This window comes from Micromonospora sp. DT43 (assembly GCF_049841645.1).
In the GTDB taxonomy this organism is placed as follows: Bacteria; Actinomycetota; Actinomycetes; order Mycobacteriales; family Micromonosporaceae; genus Micromonospora.
Window position 1 is genome coordinate 146,655 of the sequence record NZ_JBNCKR010000011.1, and the last position, 18,526, is coordinate 165,180.

General features: G+C 73.1%; 19 protein-coding genes. 10 read left to right on the forward strand and 9 right to left on the reverse strand.

Annotation, left to right across the window (positions count from 1 at the left end):
- Positions 1–71: 71 nt before the first annotated feature.
- Positions 72–1,259 (reverse strand): hypothetical protein, encoded by a 1,188-nt coding sequence (locus tag ACLQ26_RS24180; RefSeq protein ID WP_425746602.1) that lies wholly within the window; start codon positions 1,257–1,259, stop codon positions 72–74.
- A gap of 26 nt (positions 1,260–1,285) precedes the next feature.
- On the reverse strand, positions 1,286–2,635 hold the full coding sequence (locus tag ACLQ26_RS24185) for an MFS transporter (RefSeq protein WP_425746603.1): 1,350 nt from the start codon (positions 2,633–2,635) through the stop codon (positions 1,286–1,288).
- A gap of 57 nt (positions 2,636–2,692) precedes the next feature.
- Between ACLQ26_RS24185 and ACLQ26_RS24190 the strand changes: the two genes are divergently transcribed.
- From ACLQ26_RS24190 to ACLQ26_RS24200, 3 genes are read left to right on the forward strand one after another with little or no spacing between them, the layout of a single operon-like run.
- On the forward strand, positions 2,693–3,340 hold the full coding sequence (locus tag ACLQ26_RS24190; RefSeq protein WP_425746604.1) for a TetR/AcrR family transcriptional regulator: 648 nt from the start codon (positions 2,693–2,695) through the stop codon (positions 3,338–3,340).
- Positions 3,341–3,396: 56 nt separating this feature from the next.
- Positions 3,397–4,722 (forward strand): flavin-containing monooxygenase, encoded by a 1,326-nt coding sequence (locus ACLQ26_RS24195; protein ID WP_425746605.1) that lies wholly within the window; start codon positions 3,397–3,399, stop codon positions 4,720–4,722.
- Positions 4,719–5,537 (forward strand): SDR family NAD(P)-dependent oxidoreductase, encoded by an 819-nt coding sequence (locus tag ACLQ26_RS24200; protein WP_425746606.1) that lies wholly within the window; start codon positions 4,719–4,721, stop codon positions 5,535–5,537. Before ACLQ26_RS24195 ends, ACLQ26_RS24200 begins: the two co-directional genes overlap by 4 nt.
- Before the next feature lie 8 nt (positions 5,538–5,545).
- On the opposite strand, the gene ACLQ26_RS24205 is transcribed toward ACLQ26_RS24200, so the two are convergent.
- Positions 5,546–6,196, reverse strand: a complete 651-nt coding sequence (locus ACLQ26_RS24205; RefSeq protein ID WP_425746607.1) for a LysE family translocator — start codon at positions 6,194–6,196, stop codon at positions 5,546–5,548.
- Between the two features lie 215 nt (positions 6,197–6,411).
- Between ACLQ26_RS24205 and ACLQ26_RS24210 the strand changes: the two genes are divergently transcribed.
- Positions 6,412–6,897, forward strand: a complete 486-nt coding sequence (locus tag ACLQ26_RS24210; RefSeq protein ID WP_425746608.1) for a DUF1992 domain-containing protein — start codon at positions 6,412–6,414, stop codon at positions 6,895–6,897.
- Between the two features lie 52 nt (positions 6,898–6,949).
- The gene (locus tag ACLQ26_RS24215) at positions 6,950–7,486 is read left to right on the forward strand and encodes a GNAT family N-acetyltransferase (RefSeq protein WP_425746609.1); all 537 of its coding nucleotides are present in this window, start codon (positions 6,950–6,952) and stop codon (positions 7,484–7,486) included.
- A 3-nt stretch (positions 7,487–7,489) separates the two neighbouring features.
- Here ACLQ26_RS24215 and ACLQ26_RS24220 read toward each other — a convergent pair whose 3' ends face one another.
- The 3 genes from ACLQ26_RS24220 to ACLQ26_RS24230 form a co-directional block, all read right to left on the reverse strand.
- Complete coding sequence (locus tag ACLQ26_RS24220) at positions 7,490–8,065, reverse strand: maleylpyruvate isomerase N-terminal domain-containing protein (protein WP_425746610.1); 576 nt, start codon at positions 8,063–8,065, stop codon at positions 7,490–7,492.
- Between the two features lie 75 nt (positions 8,066–8,140).
- Complete coding sequence (locus ACLQ26_RS24225) at positions 8,141–8,617, reverse strand: hypothetical protein (protein WP_425746611.1); 477 nt, start codon at positions 8,615–8,617, stop codon at positions 8,141–8,143.
- A 184-nt stretch (positions 8,618–8,801) separates the two neighbouring features.
- Positions 8,802–9,665, reverse strand: a complete 864-nt coding sequence (locus ACLQ26_RS24230; RefSeq protein ID WP_425746612.1) for an NmrA family NAD(P)-binding protein — start codon at positions 9,663–9,665, stop codon at positions 8,802–8,804.
- Between the two features lie 84 nt (positions 9,666–9,749).
- Between ACLQ26_RS24230 and ACLQ26_RS24235 the strand changes: the two genes are divergently transcribed.
- The 3 genes from ACLQ26_RS24235 to ACLQ26_RS24245 all read left to right on the forward strand — a co-directional run bounded on the left by ACLQ26_RS24235 (position 9,750) and on the right by ACLQ26_RS24245 (position 14,153).
- A complete protein-coding gene (locus tag ACLQ26_RS24235) occupies positions 9,750–10,478 on the forward strand; it encodes a TetR/AcrR family transcriptional regulator (protein ID WP_425746613.1) in 729 nt (242 codons plus the stop codon).
- Between the two features lie 253 nt (positions 10,479–10,731).
- Complete coding sequence (gene rox, locus ACLQ26_RS24240) at positions 10,732–12,174, forward strand: rifampin monooxygenase (RefSeq protein WP_425746696.1); 1,443 nt, start codon at positions 10,732–10,734, stop codon at positions 12,172–12,174.
- Positions 12,175–12,251: 77 nt separating this feature from the next.
- Complete coding sequence (locus ACLQ26_RS24245; RefSeq protein ID WP_425746614.1) at positions 12,252–14,153, forward strand: S9 family peptidase; 1,902 nt, start codon at positions 12,252–12,254, stop codon at positions 14,151–14,153.
- Between the two features lie 113 nt (positions 14,154–14,266).
- Here the strand turns inward: ACLQ26_RS24245 and ACLQ26_RS24250 are convergent, their stop codons facing one another.
- Entirely contained in the window at positions 14,267–14,683 is a 417-nt protein-coding gene (locus tag ACLQ26_RS24250) for a RidA family protein (protein WP_425746615.1), read from the reverse strand.
- The gene (locus tag ACLQ26_RS24255) at positions 14,680–15,510 is read right to left on the reverse strand and encodes an NAD(P)-dependent oxidoreductase (RefSeq protein WP_425746616.1); all 831 of its coding nucleotides are present in this window, start codon (positions 15,508–15,510) and stop codon (positions 14,680–14,682) included. Before ACLQ26_RS24255 ends, ACLQ26_RS24250 begins: the two co-directional genes overlap by 4 nt.
- Here ACLQ26_RS24255 and ACLQ26_RS24260 point away from each other — a divergent pair.
- Positions 15,500–16,495 (forward strand): LysR family transcriptional regulator, encoded by a 996-nt coding sequence (locus ACLQ26_RS24260; protein WP_425746617.1) that lies wholly within the window; start codon positions 15,500–15,502, stop codon positions 16,493–16,495. The two genes, ACLQ26_RS24255 and ACLQ26_RS24260, sit on opposite strands and share 11 nt — an antisense overlap.
- Positions 16,496–16,618: 123 nt before the next feature.
- Here the strand turns inward: ACLQ26_RS24260 and ACLQ26_RS24265 are convergent, their stop codons facing one another.
- The gene (locus ACLQ26_RS24265; protein ID WP_425746618.1) at positions 16,619–17,014 is read right to left on the reverse strand and encodes a cupin domain-containing protein; all 396 of its coding nucleotides are present in this window, start codon (positions 17,012–17,014) and stop codon (positions 16,619–16,621) included.
- 53 nt (positions 17,015–17,067) lie between these two features.
- Here ACLQ26_RS24265 and ACLQ26_RS24270 point away from each other — a divergent pair, with 53 nt between their 5' ends.
- Positions 17,068–18,150: a helix-turn-helix domain-containing protein gene (locus tag ACLQ26_RS24270; protein ID WP_425746619.1), complete on the forward strand. Its 1,083-nt coding sequence runs from the start codon at positions 17,068–17,070 to the stop codon at positions 18,148–18,150.
- The last annotated feature ends 376 nt before the right edge of the window (positions 18,151–18,526 follow it).

The window sequence follows — 18,526 nt, forward strand, 5'->3', positions numbered from 1 at the left end:
GGCCGAAACGGTGACGCCACGTCGGTGGCGTGTTGCGACTGCCACCGGGGATGTTAACCGCCCCGGCGCGGTCAAGGTTGCGCCGGCGTCGCACCCGGTTCGGAGGCGCCGGCCGCAGCAGGGGCGGCGGCGCCCAGCCGAGCCAGCGCCAACGCCAGGTCGCTGACCTGGTCGCCGAGCTGCGCCACTCGCCGCTGCGCCAGGTCACGGTCGGTCTCGGCGGCGTCGAGACGTACCGTCAGGGCGGTGAGCCGGCCCTCGGCGGTGGCCGCGGCCTGGCGGGCGGCGGTCAGGTCGGCGGCGAGGGCGTCGCGCTGCGTGGCCGTGGCGGTCAGTTCCGCGCGCAGCCGGACGGCCAGCTCGGCGGCCTCCTGCCGGGCGTCGTCGGCTTCGACGGCGGCGACCTGGGCGCGGTCGCGGGCCCGGTCGGCCTGTTCCCGGGCCCGGGAAGCGTCGGCGGCCTCGGCGCGGGCCCGCGCGGCGTCGGCGCGCGCCTGGTCGATCTGGCGGCGTACGTCCTGCACCTCGGCCTGCCACCGGCCGGCCCGCTCGGTCGCCTCGGCGGCGGCCCGGGTGGTCCGCTCGGCGTCGGCGCGCGCCGCGTCCCGCTCGACGCTCAGGTCGGCCGCGCGCTGCCGCTCGGTGTCGCGTTCCGAGCGCAGGTCACGCACCTCGGCGCGGGCCTGGTCCCGGTCGTGTTCGGCCTGGGCGCGCAGCGCCTCGGCGGCGCTGACGTCGTGGCGCGCCTGATCGGCGGCGGCCTCGGCGCGCTGCGCCCGCTCGTCGGCCGCCGTGGCCTGCCGCACCGCCTGCTCGGCGCGCTCGCGGGCGTCGTCGGCCTCGACGCGCGCGCCGCGCGCCTGCTCACGGGCGCGCGTCGCCTCGGCGACCGCGGTCTCGGCGTCGTCGCGGGCCTCGTCGCGTTCGGTCTGCGCCGCCGTGATCTCGGTGGCGGCCTCCGCGCGAACCTGGGCGACCTGCCGCTGCACACCCACCGGCGACAGTTCGGCGTGCAACGCCTCGGTCAACGTCTCGACGATCTGGTCGAGACGGTCCACCGCCTCCCAGGTGCGGGCCACCTGACCGGGCAGGCCGGGAGCGTTGCGGTGGCGCATCCGACTGTTGCGTGAGGCGCGCTGGCAGGCGCCGTCGTTGTCGCGGCAGTAGCGAAACGGGCGGCCCGCGCCGACACGCTGCGGCACCGGTGATCCACAGTGGGCGCACGGGCGGGTTTCGGTGGGGGTGAGCGGGGCGTCCATCGAGGGCGAAGTCTAGTGCCGGCCGTTCAGCTCGCGGCCCGGGCGGTCGTGTCCAGGGTGTAGCGGCGTTGCAGCAGCAGCGCCGCGAGCATCGCCGCCGCCGGCAGCAGCCCGAAGCCGTAGCGGACCGCCGCGAGCGCCGCGTCGGGCTGCGTCGGCGACTCACCCGCGGTCGACGCCACGAAACCGCCCACGGCGAGGCACAGGGCGTACACGTACGGGCCCAGGGCGGCGCCGAGGGCCTCGGTTGCCGTCCACACCCCGGTGTAGGTGCCGGCGCCGGTCCCGGCGGACGCGCGGATGACGTCGGGCAGCATCGAGAACGGCAACAGCTGCATGCCGGCGAACGCCACCCCGAGCACCGCCACCGCGGCCACCAGCACCGGCAGACCGGCCGGGCGGCCCACCGCCAGCACCAGCGACCCGAGCGCGAACGCGCCCTGCGCGCCGAGCAGCGCCCGCTGCTTGCCGACGCGGCGGGCCAGCAGCAACCACCCGGGCGTGACCAGCAGCGCCGGAGCGACGAACGCGGCCACCAGCACCGTGGTCAGGCCGGAGGCGCGCAGCTCGTACTCGGCGTAGTAGGGCACCCCGGCGAGAACCAGGTGGGTGGTCGTGGACATGGCCAGGTACGCGGCGACCAGCCAGCGGAACTGCCTGTCGCGCAGGGCGGTGCGCAGCGTCCGCCACCCGCCGTGCCCCGCCGTCGTGGCGCCCGCCGCGACGCCGCGCAGCCGGGCGGTGCCGGCGACGCCGACGAGCATGGCGGCCAGCATCCCGACGGCCAGGACCACACCCATCCGCTGGTAGCCGCCGCGGCTCGCCGCGTCGCCGCCGGTCAGCAGCGGGGCCACCAGCCCGGAGGCCAGGATGCCGAGGGTCAGCACGACCATCCGGAACGCCATCAACCGGGTGCGTTCGTCGTAGCCGATGCGCAGGTCGGCCGGGGTGGCCAGGTAGGGGACCTGATAGGCGGCGAACAGCAGGTTCCCGGCGACGAAGAACACCGCCACCCACGCGGCGGCAGGCGCGCCGGTCAGACCGCCGGGCACCGCGAAGAGCGCGGCGAACGCCGCCGGCAGGGCGCAACCGAGCAGCAGCAGCCGACGCCTGTCGCCCCGGCGGGCCTGCTCGACGTCGGCGCGGTGCCCCACCCACGGGTGCAGCAGCACGTCGGCGACCTTCGGCAGCAGCAACGCGAGGCCGGCCAGCCACGGCCCGACGGCCAGCACGTCGGTGAGGAAGTAGAGCAGCAGCAGGCCGGGCACTGTCACCCAGACACCCATGCCGAGCGAGCCGGCCGCGAAGCCGGCCAGGGGGCCGCGGGGCAGTGTCGCGTCGGTGGCGGCCGCGGGCCGCCGGTCGAGCCCGGTCATCGCCGCATCCTCTCCGCAATCCAACAGTCGCTGGATTCTAGGGGCACAATGGCGGCCATGACCATGCCCCGACGCCGCCCGGGTCGGCCCCGGCGCGACGAGACCCGACCGACACGCGAGGTGGTGCTCACCGCCGCCACCGCGCTGTTCGCCGAGCGCGGCTTCGACGCCGTCGGGCTGCGGGAGGTCGCCGCCGCCGCCGGGGTGGACGTCGCCACGGTCGCCCACCACACGGGTACGAAGGCGGCGCTCTACGAGGCGTGCTTCGCGCGGGTGTTCGCCGTCGAGCGGGAGGTCCTCACCGCCGCCGCCGAGCGGGCCCGGACGGCCCTCGACGCCGGCCCGGACGCGGCACGGCGGGCCCTGCACGACCTGGTCGACGTGTTCGTCGACTTCCTGCAGGACCACCCGGAGACCACCGCGCTGTGGCTGCGCCGCTGGTTGGAGCCGCAGCGGCACGCCGAGCTGGACCAGCGCTACGCCGAGCCGCTCTACCGGCTGGTGGCGGATTTGCTGACCACCGCCGCGGCGGCCGGCGCCCTCGCGGAGCCGACCCCGCACATCACCGTGCGCAGCCTGGTCTGGGCGACACACGGGCACGTCGTGGCGTTGGCCGCGGGCGCGCCGGGCGCTCGGGAGCGGCGCGAGTTCCGCGCGTTCGTGCACCGCCTCCTCGACGGGCTGTACGGGCCGGCGGCCCCTTGACGGGCCGCCCTCGCCCGACGATTATCCATCGGACGTTGGATTAGTTGGGGGCAGCGATGCGGGCACGACCCAGGGTGGCGGTGATCGGCGCCGGCGCGGCCGGACTCGCCGCCGTCAAGGCACTGCGCGACGCCGCCGTCGCCGTGGTCTGCTTCGAGGCGGCCGACCAGGTCGGCGGCCTCTGGGTGTACGGGGCGCCCGACTCGCCCGCGTACCGCACGCTGCACCTGAACACCAGCCGGGGCCGCACCGAGTTCGCCGACCACCCGATGCCCGCCGACTGGCCCGACTACCCGGACCACACGCGCGTCGCCGGCTACCTGGCCGACTACGCCGACCGCTTCGGGCTGCGCGACGACATCCGCCTGCGGCACACGGTCGAGCGGGTCACCCGGAAACCCGACGGCACCTGGACGGTCACCGCCACCGGGCCGGACGGACCGGTCGAGGTCAGCGTCGAGGCCGTGGTTGTCGCCAACGGCCACAACCGGGTGCCCCGGCTGCCCAGCCCGCCGTACCCGGGCACCAGCACCGCCGAGCAACTGCACAGCCACGACTACCGGGGTCCCGAGCAGTTGGCAGGCAAACGCGTCCTGGTCGTCGGCGGTGGCAACTCCGCGATGGACATCGCCGTGGACGCCTCGTACGCCGCCGAGCGCACCCTGCTGTCGCTGCGCCGGGGCGTGTGGGTGGTACCGAAATACCTGCTGGGCCGCCCGTCGGACACGCTCAACGGCGCGCTGGCCCGCCGGCTGCCGTGGCGGCTGCGCCAGCGCATCAGCCAGACGATGCTCACCGCCACCGTCGGCAGCCCCGCCCGCTACGGGCTCCCCGCGCCGACGCACGGCTTCCTGCAGGACCATCCGACGCTCTCCGACGGGCTGCTGTCCCGTCTGACCCACGGCGACATCGAGGCGCGCCCCGGCGTCGCCGCCCTCGACGGCGACCGCGTCGAGTTCACCGACGGTCGCGCCGAGCACGTCGACCTCATCGTCTGGTGCACCGGGTACCGCGTGGAGATCGGGTTCCTCGACCCCGACCTGCTCGCCGGCGGCGCCGACACCCTGCCGCTGTACCGGCACGTGTTCCACCCCGAAGCCCCCGGCCTGACGTTCGTCGGGCTGATGCAGTCCACCGGCTCCGCGTTCCCCCTGGTCGAGGCGCAGGCCAAGCTGATCGCCGCGCAGCTCGCCGGCCGGTACACGCTGCCCGACCCGGACCGGCAGCGGGCCGCCTGCCGCGCCGAACTGCGGGCGGCGACGGCCCGCTGGGGTCAGCGCCGCCCGGCGATGCGTGTGGACTTCGACGCCTACCTGGCCGAGCTGACCCGGGAACTGACCTCGGGCGCCCGCCGCGCCACGGCGGCCGGAGCGGGCCGATGACGCACCTGATCGGCCGACGGGTCCTCGTCACGGGCGCCAGCGGCACGTTCGGTCAGCACCTCAGCGCCGCGCTGCACGCCGCGGGCGCCCGGGTGGTGGGGCTGGACCTGCACGCGCGAGGAGACGTCGACAGGCCCGTGCTCGGCTGCGACCTGACCGATCCAGCGGCCGTACCCACGGCGGTACGCGCCGCCGTCGACCACCTCGGCGGCCTCGACCTGCTGATCAACAACGCCGGCGTCGGTGGCCCCGCCCCGGCCGAGCTGCCGCCCGACGAGGTGGTCCGCCAGCAGTTGGAGGTCAACCTGCTCGCCGCCTGGCGGACCACCGCTGCCGCGCTGCCCCCACTGCTCACCACGCGCGGCCGGGTGATCTTCGTGGCCAGCCGGATGGCGGTGCTGCCGCTGCCGCTCGCCGCCGCGTACGGGGTCAGCAAGCGCGCCCTCGTCGCGTACGCCGACGCGCTGCGCCACGAGGTGGGCACCCACGTCGGGGTGAGCGTCGTCTACCCGAGCATGGTGGCCTCGCCGATCCACGACAGCACCGCAGAGGCCGGCCTGTCCCTGCGCGGAGTGTCCCGCCCGGAGCCCGTCGAGGGTGTCGTCGCCGCGATCCTGCGCGCCGCCACCGCCCGGCGGGCACCCCGGGACGTGGCGACCACCCGACGCGGCCGGCTGGAGATGGCCGTTGGCCGGCACGCGCCCGCGCTGGCCGACCGGCTGGTACGCCGTACCCTCGCCGCCCGCCTCGCCGCCGGTGACCTGGACGCCGCGCCGCTGGCCGCGGCGATGCTCCGCCGCCACCGGGGACGGTGACCGCCGGGTCAGGGCGCGGCGACAGCCGCGCGGGACCTGTCGGTCGCGATGCGGACGGCAAGCGCCGCCAGGGCCGTCCCGGTCACCCACCGCTGTACCCGCAGCCACACCGGCCGGCGGGCGAAGAACCCGGCCAGCGCCCCGGCGCTGAGCACGATAAGCGTATTGACGCTCAGCGCGACGGCGATCTGGGTCAGGCCGAGCAGCAGGCTCTGCGTGGCGACATGCCCCCGCGTCGGGTCGACGAACTGCGGCAGCAGTGACACGTACAGCACGGCGATCTTCGGGTTGAGCAGGTTGGTGACCAGGCCCATCGTGAACAGTCGCCGTGGCGGGTCCGGTGGCAGCGGCGCGGGCGTGAACGGTGACCCGCCGCCCGGGCGCAGCGTGCGCCACGCCAACCACAGCAGGTAACCGGCGCCGGCCAGCTTCACCACCGCGTACAGCGTCGGGACCAGGACGAACACGGCGGCCAGGCCGGCGACCGCGGTGGCCAGGTAGACGCCGAACCCGGCTGCCACCCCGAGCAGTGAGATCAGCCCGGCGCGGCGGCCCTGCGCCACCGAGCGGGAGACCAGGTAGACCATGTTCGGGCCGGGCGTGAGCACCAGCCCCAACGCCACCAGCGCGATACCCAGCAGCGCACCCGTGCCGATCATGACGTTGCCCCCGTTCGCCGTCCCCTTCGTCGAACCTAGACCGGCCGACCGCCCCGACCCAGGACCACTCGATCGGTGGTGGCCTGGAACTCGGTCACGCGGGCGAAAACCACCTCGGCGGGAATGGTCAGCGCCGTGGAGGCGCTGACCGGTGGCGAAGCGCGTGTCGCCGGCCGGAGGCGGCGCGTTACGGTGGCCAGGGGAGGTGCCGCAGGGTGACCGAGGCGTGGGACGCGGCCGTGGAGGCGCAGATCCGGGGAGCCGTGCAACGCGGCGAGTTCGACAACCTGCCCGGCATGGGCAAGCCGATCCCCGGGCGTGGAATGCCGTACGACGAGTCGTGGTGGATCAAGAGTTTCCTGGAGCGCGAGAAGCTGCCCAGCGACCTGCTGCTGCCCACCCCGCTGCAACTGCGTCGGCGCATCGAGCAGGTCCCCGACGAGGTCCGCGACCTGCCCACCGAGCAGTCCGTGCGGGACTTCGTGGGGCAGCTCAACACGCAGATCGTCGCGTGGCTGCGTAACCCCGAGGGGCCCCGGGTGGCCGTCCGGCCGGTGAACGCCGACGAGGTGGTCCGTCGCTGGCGTGCCGAGCGGGTCCCGGCCGAGGCCGCGACAGGCGCGGCCGAGTCGGCGACCGTCGTCGCCCCGGCCCCACCGCCCCGACGTGGCTGGTGGCCGCGGTGGCTGCGCCGGCGCTGATCCCCGCCCGCCGGGGCACCTCGTCGGGCTACCGCGACGGCACACTGTACGGATGTTGATCGTGGCACGGACGTCGGAGATCGCCCCCGGACTCGTCCTGCGCCAGTGGTGCGGGGACGACCTGGACGCGCTGCTGGCCGCGTACCGGGATCCGGTGCTGCGCCGCTGGACCCGCGTCCCGGTGACCGACGCCGCCGAGGGCCGGCGATGGCTGGACCAAGCGCGACAGGACTGGGACGACGGCCGCCGATACAGCCTCGCCGTCGTCGAGGACGACGTGGACGGCCCGCGGCTGGTGGCGAACGTGGCGCTCAAGGGTGTCGCGCCCGGGCAGCCGGTAGCCGAGGTGGGCTACTGGACGGCGGCATGGGCGCGCGGTCGAGGGGTCGCCCCACGGGCTGTCACCGCGCTCAGCGAGTGGGCGTTCGACCGGTTTCCCGGACTGACCCGGCTCGACCTGCTGCACCAGGTGGACAATGTGGCGTCCTGCCGGGTGGCGCAGAAGAGCGGTTACGTCTTCCAGGAGGTGCTGCCGGCCCGGCCGCCCTTTCCGCTCGACGGTCACCGGCACTCCCGCGCCGCCGCCTAGCGGTCAGTCGACCGCGGCGCGCCAATGCCAGGACGTGCGCCGCTCCCGGCCCGGCAACTCGCCGCGACCGGTCATCCACAGCAGCACGTCGGGCGCGGGGCCGGAGGGGGCGTCCGGGAAGAGTCGCCGCAGCACCAGCGCGCACAACCGATCCGGTGGCTGCCACGGCACACCGAGGCCGAGGGTGATGTCGTGGGTGTGCAGCAGCGTCTCGGCCACCCCCATCGCCGCGAACCCGGCCGGGTCGCAGGGCCCGAAGTGCCAGGCCCGCGCGTCCGGCGCGGCCGCGTCGACCGCGACGGCGAGCAGCCCGGCGCAGGCCCGCACCACGGTGAGGGCCTGCGCCGGACTCGCGGTGGGGGAGACCCGCAGGTCGTACGGCAGGTAGCCGTCCCGCGGAAGGCCACTGACCTGCCCCGCGTACGCGAGCAGGTCGTGCGCGATGTGCGCGGCGGTGGTCCAACAGCTCCACGTCAGCGTGCCGGCGGGCACCGACCAGTCACGCTCGCGATGCGGGTGCAGCACCCGGGTCGTCTCGTCGGCCGCCTCCCGCAGGTCGGCGCCGGTCACCGTTGACATCGCTCGACCCTCGCACCGCCGCTCGGGCGGAGCAACCGAGATCGCCGTCCGGCAGCCGCCCCTCTCAGTGACCCACTAGGGCCGAGAGTCGGTCGGGTCGTCGGCGGCGAAGTCGCGTACGGCGGCGCGGATGGCCTCGCCGTACGCGTCGTCCGGCAGGTGCGCCAGGTGCTGGCGGACGTCGGCCAGGTGCGTGCGGGCCTGGGCGGCGTTGCCCAGGCGCCTGTGACAGTCGGCCAGGTTGAGGTGCAGCGACGGCAGGAACGCCTGGACCTGGAGCGAGGCCAGGTACCGCTGGGCGCGATCGTCGGTCAGGTCGGACACGGCGGCCAGAGCGCGCTCGTCCCACCGCAGCTCCGCGTCGACAGTGTCCTGTAGGTCGGCGAGGTAGTGGGCGAGGGTGCAGCGGTGGAAGGCGTCGCCGTCGGCGCCGATCTCGTCCCACAGGGCGGTGAGGGCGGTGCGGGCTTGGACCTTCTGCCCCGATCGGCCGAGCCGCACCGCCTCGCCGATGCGGGTCATGGTCGGGTCGGGTGTCGGTTGGTCGTTCATGGCGCAGATGCTCGGGCCTCGACCCGGTCGAGGGTCAAACGGCCGTGGCGGGTGCGCGCCCCCGCCGGCCGCGCCCCCGCCGGCCGCCACTCGACGTCCGGATCCGGATCCGGATCCGGCGCCGTCACCGAGGCCGCGCTGCCTCGACACTGGTCCGGGACGGGGATCTCGCCGTCAGGGTGCGTCACCGGCGGGCGACGATGGCCTCGAGCACCGAGCGGGCGGACGTCGGGGGGTGACCGAGGAGGCCCTCCAGGGTCGGGTCGGTGACGTCGAACTCTCCCCGTCGCGCCGCGCGGTAGAGGCCGAGGGTGAAGTCGGCGGCCGCGGCCGGCATGCCTCCTTCGATGGCGCCCGCCCGCCACTCTTCGTCGGCGACGACGACGCGTCGGATGCCGCGGCCCGTGATGTCGGTCAGCAGGGCGGCCACCGCCTCGATGTCGAGGGCCTCGGATGCGGTCAGGGCGGGCGTGATGCCGTCGAGGACGCCGTCGTCGGTCAGGGCGATCGCTGCCGCCTCGGCCAGGTCGGCGTGTGCGGTCCACGACACGGGGCCGTCCGCGGGCGCGACGAGCTGGCCGGTCTCGAGCGCCGCGCCGATGGAGTAGCTGAGCGTGCTCGCGTAGAAGCCGTTGCGCAGGGCGGTGAAGGGGACGCCCAGCGCGGCCAGGTGCTCCTCGGTCTCGGCGTGCGTGAGCTGGGCGGGGAACAGCGAGTGCCGGGAGGCGGCCTGGTGGCTGGTGTAGAGGATGCGCTTGGCCCCGGCGGCGTGGGCGGCGTCGATGGCGGCGCGGTTGGCGACGACCGCGCCGGGGCCGCGGATGGCGGCGGAGACGATGAGGATCTTCTCGGCGCCCTCGAAGGCGTGCGCCAGCGTGGCGGCGTCGGTGAAGTCGCCGGTGCGGACGCGCACGCCACGGTGGGCAAGGCTGGCGGCCTTGTCGATGTCGCGCACACTCACGGCCACGCCGCTGGCGGGGACCCGCTCGAGCAGCCGGTCGACGATCAGGGATCCGAGCTGGCCGGTGGCGCCGGTTACGACGATCACGAAGAACTCCCTCGTTAGCAGCGATATCGCTGATACGTTAGCAGCGATAATACGAAGATAACAAGATGCTGTTAGCATTGGTTCATGGTGGGGGCGCAGGAATCGGCATCCCGGGACGACGTCCGGGCCGGCATCATCGCGGCCGCCGCACGGGTGCTGCGCGAGAGCGGGGCGGACGCGGTCACCACGCGCGCCGTCGCCCAGGCGGCCAGCGTGCAGGCGCCGACCATCTACCGGCTGTTCGGTGACAAGGACGGCCTCATCGACGCCGTCGCCGAACACGTCATGGCCGCCTACGTCAGCGACAAGTCGGCAAACGCGCACGAGGCGACGGACGACCCCATCGCGGACCTGCGCTCCGGATGGCGCACGCACATCGGGTTCGGCCTGGCGAACCCCGAGCTGTACGCGCTCATGGCCACGCGTGGGCGCGGCAGGCCCTCACCGGCGACGCTCGCGGGGATCGAGGTGCTGCGTGCCCGGGTGCGGCGGCTCGCCACGGCCGGTCTGCTGCGCGTCGACGAGCAGCGGGCGCTCATGATGATCCACGCCGCGGGCAACGGAACCATTCTCGCCCTGCTGGGAACCCCCGACGACGAGCGCGACAGCGGTCTGGCCGACGCCATGTTCGACGCCGTGCTCAGCGGCATCGTCGCGGACGCTCCGGCGGCACCCGACACGGCCACGAACGCGGTGACGGTGACCTTCACGACTGTCCTTCCCGAACTCCCCGGGCTCACCGACGCCGAACGCACGCTGATGGGCGAATGGCTGCACCGGTCGTTGACCCACTCCCCGCACCGGGGCGAATAAGCAGTGGACGGGTGGCTGAGCGGGCTTGTAGCGTCCTGCTGACCGTGACACCGCCCGAGGAGGTGAGACCCATGACCGTCGTATCGAAGTGGGTGCTCCCCCCTGCCGTCACGGCCGGGCGACTGACGTAGGTGTCGCCGGGAGCGCCTCGCCACAGTGGCACTCCCGAAGGGCAACACCTGTGCACTCTCCACGACACACCACCGCGCAGCCGTCGAACGACGTCGCCGAACTCCCGTCCCCGGCCACCGGCATCTCCGGCAGGCACCCCGCGTTCGACGTGATCATCGCCGGCTGCGGGCCGACCGGCGCGATGCTGGCCGCCGAACTGCGGTTACACGACGTACGGGTCCTCGTGCTGGAGAGGGAGACCGAGCCCGTCTCGTTCGTCCGGATCGTCGGCCTGCACATCCGCAGCCTCGAGCTCCTGGCGATGCGTGGGCTGCTGGATCGCATCCTCCCGCACGGTCGGCGACGTCCGGCGGCCGGATTCTTCGCCGCCATCGCCAAACCCGCGCCCACGGGCCTGGACTCCGCGTACGCCTATCTGCTGGGCATCCCGCAGCCGGTCATCGTCCGCCTGCTCGAAGACCATGCGATCGAGCGGGGCGCGCAGGTTCGCCGCGGTTGCGCGGTCGTCGGCGTCGAGCAGGACGAGGAGGGGGTGACCGTCGAGCTGGCCGACGGGGAACGGCTGCGGGCGCGTTACCTCGTCGGCTGTGACGGCGGGCGCAGCACGGTACGCAAGCTCCTCGGCGTCGGCTTCCCCGGCGAGCCCACGCGCAGGCAGACGCTGATGGGCGAGATGGAAGCGGGTGTGCCGGCCGAGGAGATCGCCGCCCGGGTGGCCGAGATCCGCGAGACCCCGCACGCCTTCTGGATGCGGCCGTTCGGCAGTGGCGTCTACAGCGTCGTGGTCCCGGCGGCGGGAGTCAGCGACCGCGCGGAACCGCCCACCCTCGATGATTTCCGGCAGCGGTTGCGGGCCGTCGCCGGAACCGACTTCGGCGTGCACTCCCCGCGCTGGATGTCCCGCTTCGGAGACGCCACCCGGCTGGCGGAACGCTATCGGGTCGGGCGGGTGCTGCTGGCCGGCGACGCGGCGCACATCCATCCACCCATCGGCGGGCAGGGCCTCAACCTGGGTGTGCAGGACGCGTTCAACCTCGGCTGGAAACTGGCCGCGCAGGTCCGCGGCTGGGCGCCGGAGACCCTGCTGGACACCTACCAGGCCGAACGTCATCCGGTCGCCGCCGACGTGCTGGACAACACCCGCGCCCAGACCGTACTGCTGTCCGACGAGTCGGGCGCGCGGGCGCTGCGCCGGCTGTTCGCCGAACTGATGGACGTCGACGAGGTGAACCGCCATCTGATCGAGAAGATCGCCGGGACCAGCATCCGCTACGACCTGGGCGGGGGCCCCGACCTGCTCGGCAGCCGCCTGCGCGACGTCGACGTGCGACAGGGCCGCCTCTACGGCCTGCTGCATCGCGGACGCGGCCTGCTGCTGGACCGCACCGAGCGCCTGACCGTCGGCGGCTGGTCGGATCGGGTCGACCACCTCGCGGATCCCACGGCGGCACTGGACGTCCCGGGCGTCCTGGTACGCCCCGACGGCCACGTCGCCTGGATCGGCGACGACCAGCGGGACCTGGACGACCACCTCTCCCGCTGGTTCGGCGAGCCCACCCACTGACGCCGGGGGAGCGGACCGGGCAGGCGTACGAGCCCCGGTCCGCTCCTCCGTCCCGCTGATGCTGGCAGACTGCCCGCGTGACAGGTCTGAGCGCCGAGCACGTGGTCGATGGTCGTGATCCGCGGTCCCCTGTGCTCGCCCCGAACGGGCGCCTGCTCTGCCACGTCCTGACGCCCCTCAGCCGGACCGGTGACCACCTCGACACCGAACTGTGGCTCGTCGACCCCGACGGCGCCGTCGCGTCGCGCAGGGCGACAGGTGACACCGCGACCGAGTCCCGTCCACGCTGGTCGGCCGACTCGCAGACGCTGTTCTTCCTGTCCGACCGCGCCGATCGCGGTGTCCCACAGCTGCACGGGCTCACCCTCGCCGACGGCACGATCACCGCGTTGACCCACTGGCGTGTCGGCGTCCTCGACCACCTGCCGCTCACCGACCCCAACCTGGTCGCCCTGCTCGCCGAGGACGAACCCACCGAGCGGGATGCGCGCCGTGCCCGGGACCGCGACGACGCCATTGTCGTCGGCGAGCGCGAACCGCGGGCCCGGCTGCGCCTGCTCGACCTGCGCACCGGCCGGATCGCCACCCCGACGGTGTTCGGTGACCGGCACGTCGTGGAACTGCGGCAACGGCCCGACGGCGGCCCGGTCGCCGTGCTCACCTGGGCCAGCGCCGACAACGACCACGGTCCGCGTACCGGCCAACTGCACCTGTTCGACGTCGGGACCGGGAATGTGGAGAATCTCGGACCGGTCGGGGTCGACGCGCGATCGCTGGCCTGGTGGCGGGGCGAGGACGGCTGGCACCTCGGTTACCTCGCGCTCACCCCACCGGTTCTGCAGGCCGGCACCGCGGTGTTCGACCTGGCCGTGGAGAGCCGCGTCCTGCGCAACCGCACCGCTGGTCTCCCGATGTGCCCCACCGAACTCTGCCAGACCGACGCCGCACCGCTTGTGGTGTTCGCCGACGGACTGAACACGACCCTGGCCCGGCTCGATCCCACCGACCTCACCGCCCTGTCGCATCACCCCGGACGCCTCGACAATCTCACCACCACCCCCACCGGCGACCAGATGGCCGTCCTGACCGGCACCCGCTATCAACCCCCGAATGTTCACGTCGGGCCGCCGGCCGGGCCGCTACGCAGAATCACCAACTCCCGCCCGGAACTGGACGGCATCGCCCTCGGCACGCAACGACCGCTGGCCTACCGGGCCGCCGACGGCCTCGACCTGGACGGCCTGCTCGTGCTGCCGGTCGGACGAAACGCGTCGGAAGGCCCGTTCCCGCTGGTCACGATCGTGCATGGCGGCCCATATGAGCGCTACGCCGATCGTTGCCAGTTGTTCTGGTTCCCCAGCGCGCAGTGGCTGGCCGCCGCCGGATACGCGGTGTTGCTGCCCAACCCGCGCGGCGGTCAGGGCCACGGCCACCAGTTCGCCGCCAGTGTCGCCGGCCGGGTCGGACAGGAGGAGTGGACCGACATCCTCAGCGGCATCGACCTGCTCGTCGCCGACGGCATCGCCGATCCCGACCGGCTGGGCATCGCTGGCTGGAGCCACGGCGGGTTCATGTCCGCCTGGGCCGTCGGGCAGACCGATCGCTTCCGTGCCGCGCTTGTCGGCGCCGGCGTCATCGACTGGGGCATGCTCGCGGCGACCGGGGAGAACGGCCAGTTCGAAGCCGCGCTCGGCGGCAGCACCGGCTGGTCCGGCATCGGCCCACACCCGCATGACGCGATCAGCCCGATCTCCTTCGCCAGCCACATCCGCACTCCGGTGCTCATCCTGCACGGCGCCGAGGACACCAACGTTCCCCTGGGGCAGGCCGTGTACCTGCACCGGGCGTTGCGTCACTTCGACGTCGAGCACGAGTTCGTGATCTACCCGAGAGAGGGTCACGCGATCCGTGAACGTCACCACCAGCTCGACGTCCTGCGCCGAACCCGCGCCTGGTTCGATCGCTGGCTCCAACCCTGACCGCCTGAACCAGGCGCACGCGGCGCGATTGGTAAGGCGCAGCGCACGAACTACTCGGCGCAGTCCACGATGGCCGGGACCGCCTCCCTGTGTGGCCCCGAACGTGGGGTCTGTCAGGATCGGACCGCCGCGGTGACTTCCACCTCCAGTACCGCTCCGGGTAGGAACAGTCGGTTGACCTCCACGGTGGTGCTGGCTGGCGGGTTGGTGGCCGGGTGTGCGGGGAACAGGCCTCGGCGTACCGCCGCGTAGGCGGGCAGGTCCTGCAGGCTGGTCATGAAGGTACGGATGTGCAGCACGTCGGCGAAGGTGGCCCCGTGCGCCGCCAGGAGCCCGTGGATGATCTCGAAGATGCGTTCTGCCTGAGCGGCGGCGTCGCCTGGTGCGACGACCTCGCCGGCGTCGTCCACGGCGACCTGCCCAGCGAGCATGAGCAGGGCGCCGCCGTCGAGGTCCAGGCGAGCGACGTGGGCGAACCGGTCGCCGAACGGTGCGGCGACTGTCTGTGGGTTGTCCAGGCTCAGGTTCATCTGGTCTCCACGTTGATGAGCGACGCGATGTCCGCCGTGGGGTTGGTGGCGGAGTCGAGCAGGTGCAGGGCGGCGGCCGCGACGGGGGCGGTCTGCACCTCGCGCAGGGCGAGCCGCGTGTCCTTGGCGGCCAGGGAGATCGCGAACGACGCACCAGTCGCGGTCGCCCGCTGGATCGCTCCGCTCAGCGGCCCTGCCGCGAGGGCGTCGAGCGCGGTCGTCGCGTCGACGCCGACCGCGTCGGCGACGGCGAGGGTGTCGTGCAGCGCGCCGAGCGCGGTGACAAGCGCCGTGTTGACCACGAGCTTCAGGGCCGCACCAGCGCCGACGGGGCCGCAGCGGCGGATCCTGCCGAGGTGGCGCAGCACGGGTTCGGCGAGATCCAGGTCGGCGGGTGAACCGGCGGCGAAGATGGTGAGGCTGCCCGTCTCGGCCGCGCCCACGCTGCCGCCGACGGGCGCGTCGAGCAACGACAGCGTCCGAGGCAGGCGGGCGGCGATGCCGCGTACCTCGTCAGGCCCGATCGTCGACATCTGCACGACCGCGACCCCCGGTGCCATGGCCGTCACCGCCGAGTCGGTGTCGCCGGGTCCGGTGCCGAACAGCGTGGCTTCCACCGCTGCGGCGTCGGTAAGCATCGTCACCACCAGGTCAGCCCCGGCCACGGCCGCGGCAGGCGTCGCCGCGATCTCGACGCCGAGCGCGGCCAGCGGTGCGGCGTGCGCCGGGCTGCGATTCCAGACCGTGACGTGGTGACCGGTCGCCACCAGTCGCCGTGTGATTGCCGTGCCCATGTGCCCTGTTCCCAGGATCGCGATGCTCGTCACGGCCACCACGGTAAAGATCGGGGGGACATGCGACCAACGAATGTCCGGCATGGGTGCCATGCACAATTACGATGTCAGGGTGGAGACCCTGCTGCTGGAGGTGTTCCGGACGGTCGCGCGTCACGGCTCGATCACCGCCGCCGCCCACCATCTGCAGTTCACTCAGTCGTCGGTCTCGCGGCAGATCGCGGCACTGGAGGCGCAGTTCGGGGTCCGGGTGTTCGACCGGCTGCCGCGCGGCGTGGCGCTCACCGAGCAAGGGCGCATCCTGTTGCCGCACGCGGAGGCGATCCTGGATCGGCTCGCCGCCGCCCGGCGAGATCTCGACGATCTGCACCGCCTCGGCAGTGGCCGGCTACGTGTCGGCGCGTTCCCCACAGCCGTCGCGGCACTCGTGCCCCGGGCGATGGCATCGTTTCGCGCCGCGCACCCCGACGTGGCGCTGTCACTGATCGAGGGACTGACACCCGAGCTGCTGGAACGCCTCGCCTCGGGGGACGCCGACGTGGTGGTGGTCAGTTCGTCACCGACGGGACCTACCGACACCGTTCATGTCGACTTGCATCATCTTCTCGACGAACAGCTGCTCGTGGCGGTGCCGCAGGAGCACCGGCTGGCCCGCCGACGCATGGTGCGACTAGCGGACCTGGCCGACGACGCGTTCATCGTGGGCTCCGCGAACGCCGAAGACACCCTGCTGCGTGCCAGCCTGCCGAGCGGTTTCCAACCGCGGATAGACATCGTCGCCGCGGAGTGGATCGGCAAGCTCGGTTGCGTCGCGGCCGGGCTCGGCGTCGCGCTCGTGCCCGCCCTGGCCGTGCGTGGCACGCCGGCCGACATCGTCCTGCTACGCCTGCATCCTGAGGACGAGTCGGTTCGGCGCATCTTCGCCGCGACCAGCGCGGGACGGGCCAGGCCACCCGCGGTGACCCGGTTCCTCGCCCACCTGGACGACGCCGCCCGCGGGTTCACCCAGAGCCGTTGACCGAGCGCAGCGCAGCGGCGTCCGTCGATTCGCTCCGTTGCGGCCGGCGCCTCAACTCGGGACGGGTGGCCGAGCCGGTAACGCCGTCGGGTTCGTGTCTGGCGCAGCCGAAATCCGGTGGGATCACCGCAGGTCATGCCCGGTCGTGGCGTCGACGTGGTCGGGAACGGGGTCATGGTGGTCGCCGACGCTGAGGGTGCCGGTGCGTTCGAACATCAGGATCGCGGCGCCGTCCGCGGAGAAGGGCTTGTGGTCGGTGCCACGCGGCACGACGAACACCGATCCCTGCGGCAGCACCACTGTGCGTTCCTGCTCGCCCGTCGGGCGCAGGGCGATGCTGAACTGCCCGGAGAGGACGAGGAAGAACTCGTCGGTGTCGTCGTGGCGGTGCCACACGTGCTCGCCAGCGACCTTCGCGACGCGTACGTCATAGTCGTTGACCCGCGTCACGATGCGTGGGCTCCACAGCGCCTCGAAGGTGGCCAGTGCGGTGGACAGCTCGACCGGTTCACTGATCATGGCTCTCATCGTGGCCGATGCCGTCAGTCCAGCGTGAGTGCTAGAAATCGCGTGTGCCGCAACAATCCTCGCAGCCTGGTGGCGGCGCGCACCGGGTGGTGATGCTCGTCGACGACGGGTCGAACCCGTTCGAGCTGGGCGTGGCCACCGAACTGTTCGGCCTGCGCCGCCCGGAGATCGACCGCCGCTGGTACGACTTCACGCTGTGCGCCGCCACCCCGGACACGGTGTTGCACGCCGGGCTGTTCACCCTTACCGGAGTACCCGGGCTGCACGCCGCCGAGTCTGCTGACACCCTCATCGTGCCGAACCGACCCGACCCGCACATCCCGCCCGCGCCCGCCGTCGTCGAGGTCGTGCGACGCGCTGCCGCCCGCGGTGCGCGGCTCGTCAGCTTCTGCACCGGCACGTTCACCCTCGCCGCCGCCGGCGTGCTCGACGGCCGCCGCGCCACCACCCACTGGCGCTGGAGCGAACTGTTCGCGGCCCGCCACCCCCGCGTGCTGCTGCGTCCCGACGTGTTGTTCGTCGACGACGGCGACGTCCTCACCGCCGCCGGCAGCGCCGCCGCCCTCGACCTCGGACTCCACCTGATCCGCCGCGACCACGGCGCCGAGGTCGCCAACACGGTCAGCCGCCGGCTGGTGTTCGCCGCGCACCGCGACGGCGGGCAACGCCAGTTCATCCCCCAGCCACTGCCGGCCGTACTCGACACGTCTCTGGCACCGCTGCTCGACTGGGCCCGAGGACGGCTGCACCAACCCCTGAGCGTGACGGACCTGGCCACCCGCGCCGCCGTCAGCCCGGCCACCTTGCACCGCCGCTTCCACGCCGAGCTGGGCACCACCCCGCTGGCCTGGCTGACAAGCGAACGCATCAATCTGGCCTGCCGTCTGCTCGAAGCAGGTGAACCGCGCCTGGACACCGTCGCCCGCGCCAGCGGTCTGGGCACCAGCGCCAACCTGCGCACCCAGATCCGCCGCCACACCGGACTGACCCCCAGCGCCTATCGCGATCGGTTCACCACGACCCCACCCCGGTCCAGTGGAAGCGTGCTGAGAGCTGACCACGAGAAGTCCCCCTCGGCCCCGGAGGTGACCGGGCGCCGCCGGAGGGCTTGGCCGGGGGCTCAGTGAAGGCGTGCGGCTATGCGTGATCCGCTGATCTCCTTGAAGGTCCCGTGGTGGAGCGCGTCAGCCTCCGAGAGCTGACCCGCCACGAACGCGAGCCAGCCGCGCCGACGTACGAGCTGATTACCGGATTACCGGTAATGATTATCCGTTAAATACCTACCACGAAAGGGGCATATCGCACATGCATCATAATGACAGTTCTTGTGCGTAAGGGTTTACGCTGGTGTATCGGCGGTCCCGCTGTAGCTGACACCTTCCCGCTCAACTGAGAAGCCGGACCACCTGCCTGATGGGCGGCCCATCCGTCCTGATGAGAAGATCGACGTCGGTGGGTTGGCGACGTACCCCCGATGTTGTCCGTGTTCCGGGTTGAGGGAGC

What these genes read in the sequence shown, in the direction of transcription:
- ACLQ26_RS24180 (WP_425746602.1), bottom strand. Translation starts at nt 1,259, where the DNA reads ATGGACGCCCCGCTCACCCCCACCGAAACCCGCCCGTGCGCCCACTGT.
- ACLQ26_RS24185 (WP_425746603.1), bottom strand. Translation starts at nt 2,635, where the DNA reads ATGACCGGGCTCGACCGGCGGCCCGCGGCCGCCACCGACGCGACACTG.
- ACLQ26_RS24190 (WP_425746604.1), top strand. Translation starts at nt 2,693, where the DNA reads ATGACCATGCCCCGACGCCGCCCGGGTCGGCCCCGGCGCGACGAGACC.
- ACLQ26_RS24195 (WP_425746605.1), top strand. Translation starts at nt 3,397, where the DNA reads ATGCGGGCACGACCCAGGGTGGCGGTGATCGGCGCCGGCGCGGCCGGA.
- ACLQ26_RS24200 (WP_425746606.1), top strand. Translation starts at nt 4,719, where the DNA reads ATGACGCACCTGATCGGCCGACGGGTCCTCGTCACGGGCGCCAGCGGC.
- ACLQ26_RS24205 (WP_425746607.1), bottom strand. Translation starts at nt 6,196, where the DNA reads ATGATCGGCACGGGTGCGCTGCTGGGTATCGCGCTGGTGGCGTTGGGG.
- ACLQ26_RS24215 (WP_425746609.1), top strand. Translation starts at nt 6,950, where the DNA reads ATGTTGATCGTGGCACGGACGTCGGAGATCGCCCCCGGACTCGTCCTG.
- ACLQ26_RS24220 (WP_425746610.1), bottom strand. Translation starts at nt 8,065, where the DNA reads ATGTCAACGGTGACCGGCGCCGACCTGCGGGAGGCGGCCGACGAGACG.
- ACLQ26_RS24225 (WP_425746611.1), bottom strand. Translation starts at nt 8,617, where the DNA reads ATGAACGACCAACCGACACCCGACCCGACCATGACCCGCATCGGCGAG.
- ACLQ26_RS24235 (WP_425746613.1), top strand. Translation starts at nt 9,750, where the DNA reads ATGGTGGGGGCGCAGGAATCGGCATCCCGGGACGACGTCCGGGCCGGC.
- ACLQ26_RS24250 (WP_425746615.1), bottom strand. Translation starts at nt 14,683, where the DNA reads ATGAACCTGAGCCTGGACAACCCACAGACAGTCGCCGCACCGTTCGGC.
- ACLQ26_RS24260 (WP_425746617.1), top strand. Translation starts at nt 15,500, where the DNA reads ATGCTCGTCACGGCCACCACGGTAAAGATCGGGGGGACATGCGACCAA.
- ACLQ26_RS24265 (WP_425746618.1), bottom strand. Translation starts at nt 17,014, where the DNA reads ATGATCAGTGAACCGGTCGAGCTGTCCACCGCACTGGCCACCTTCGAG.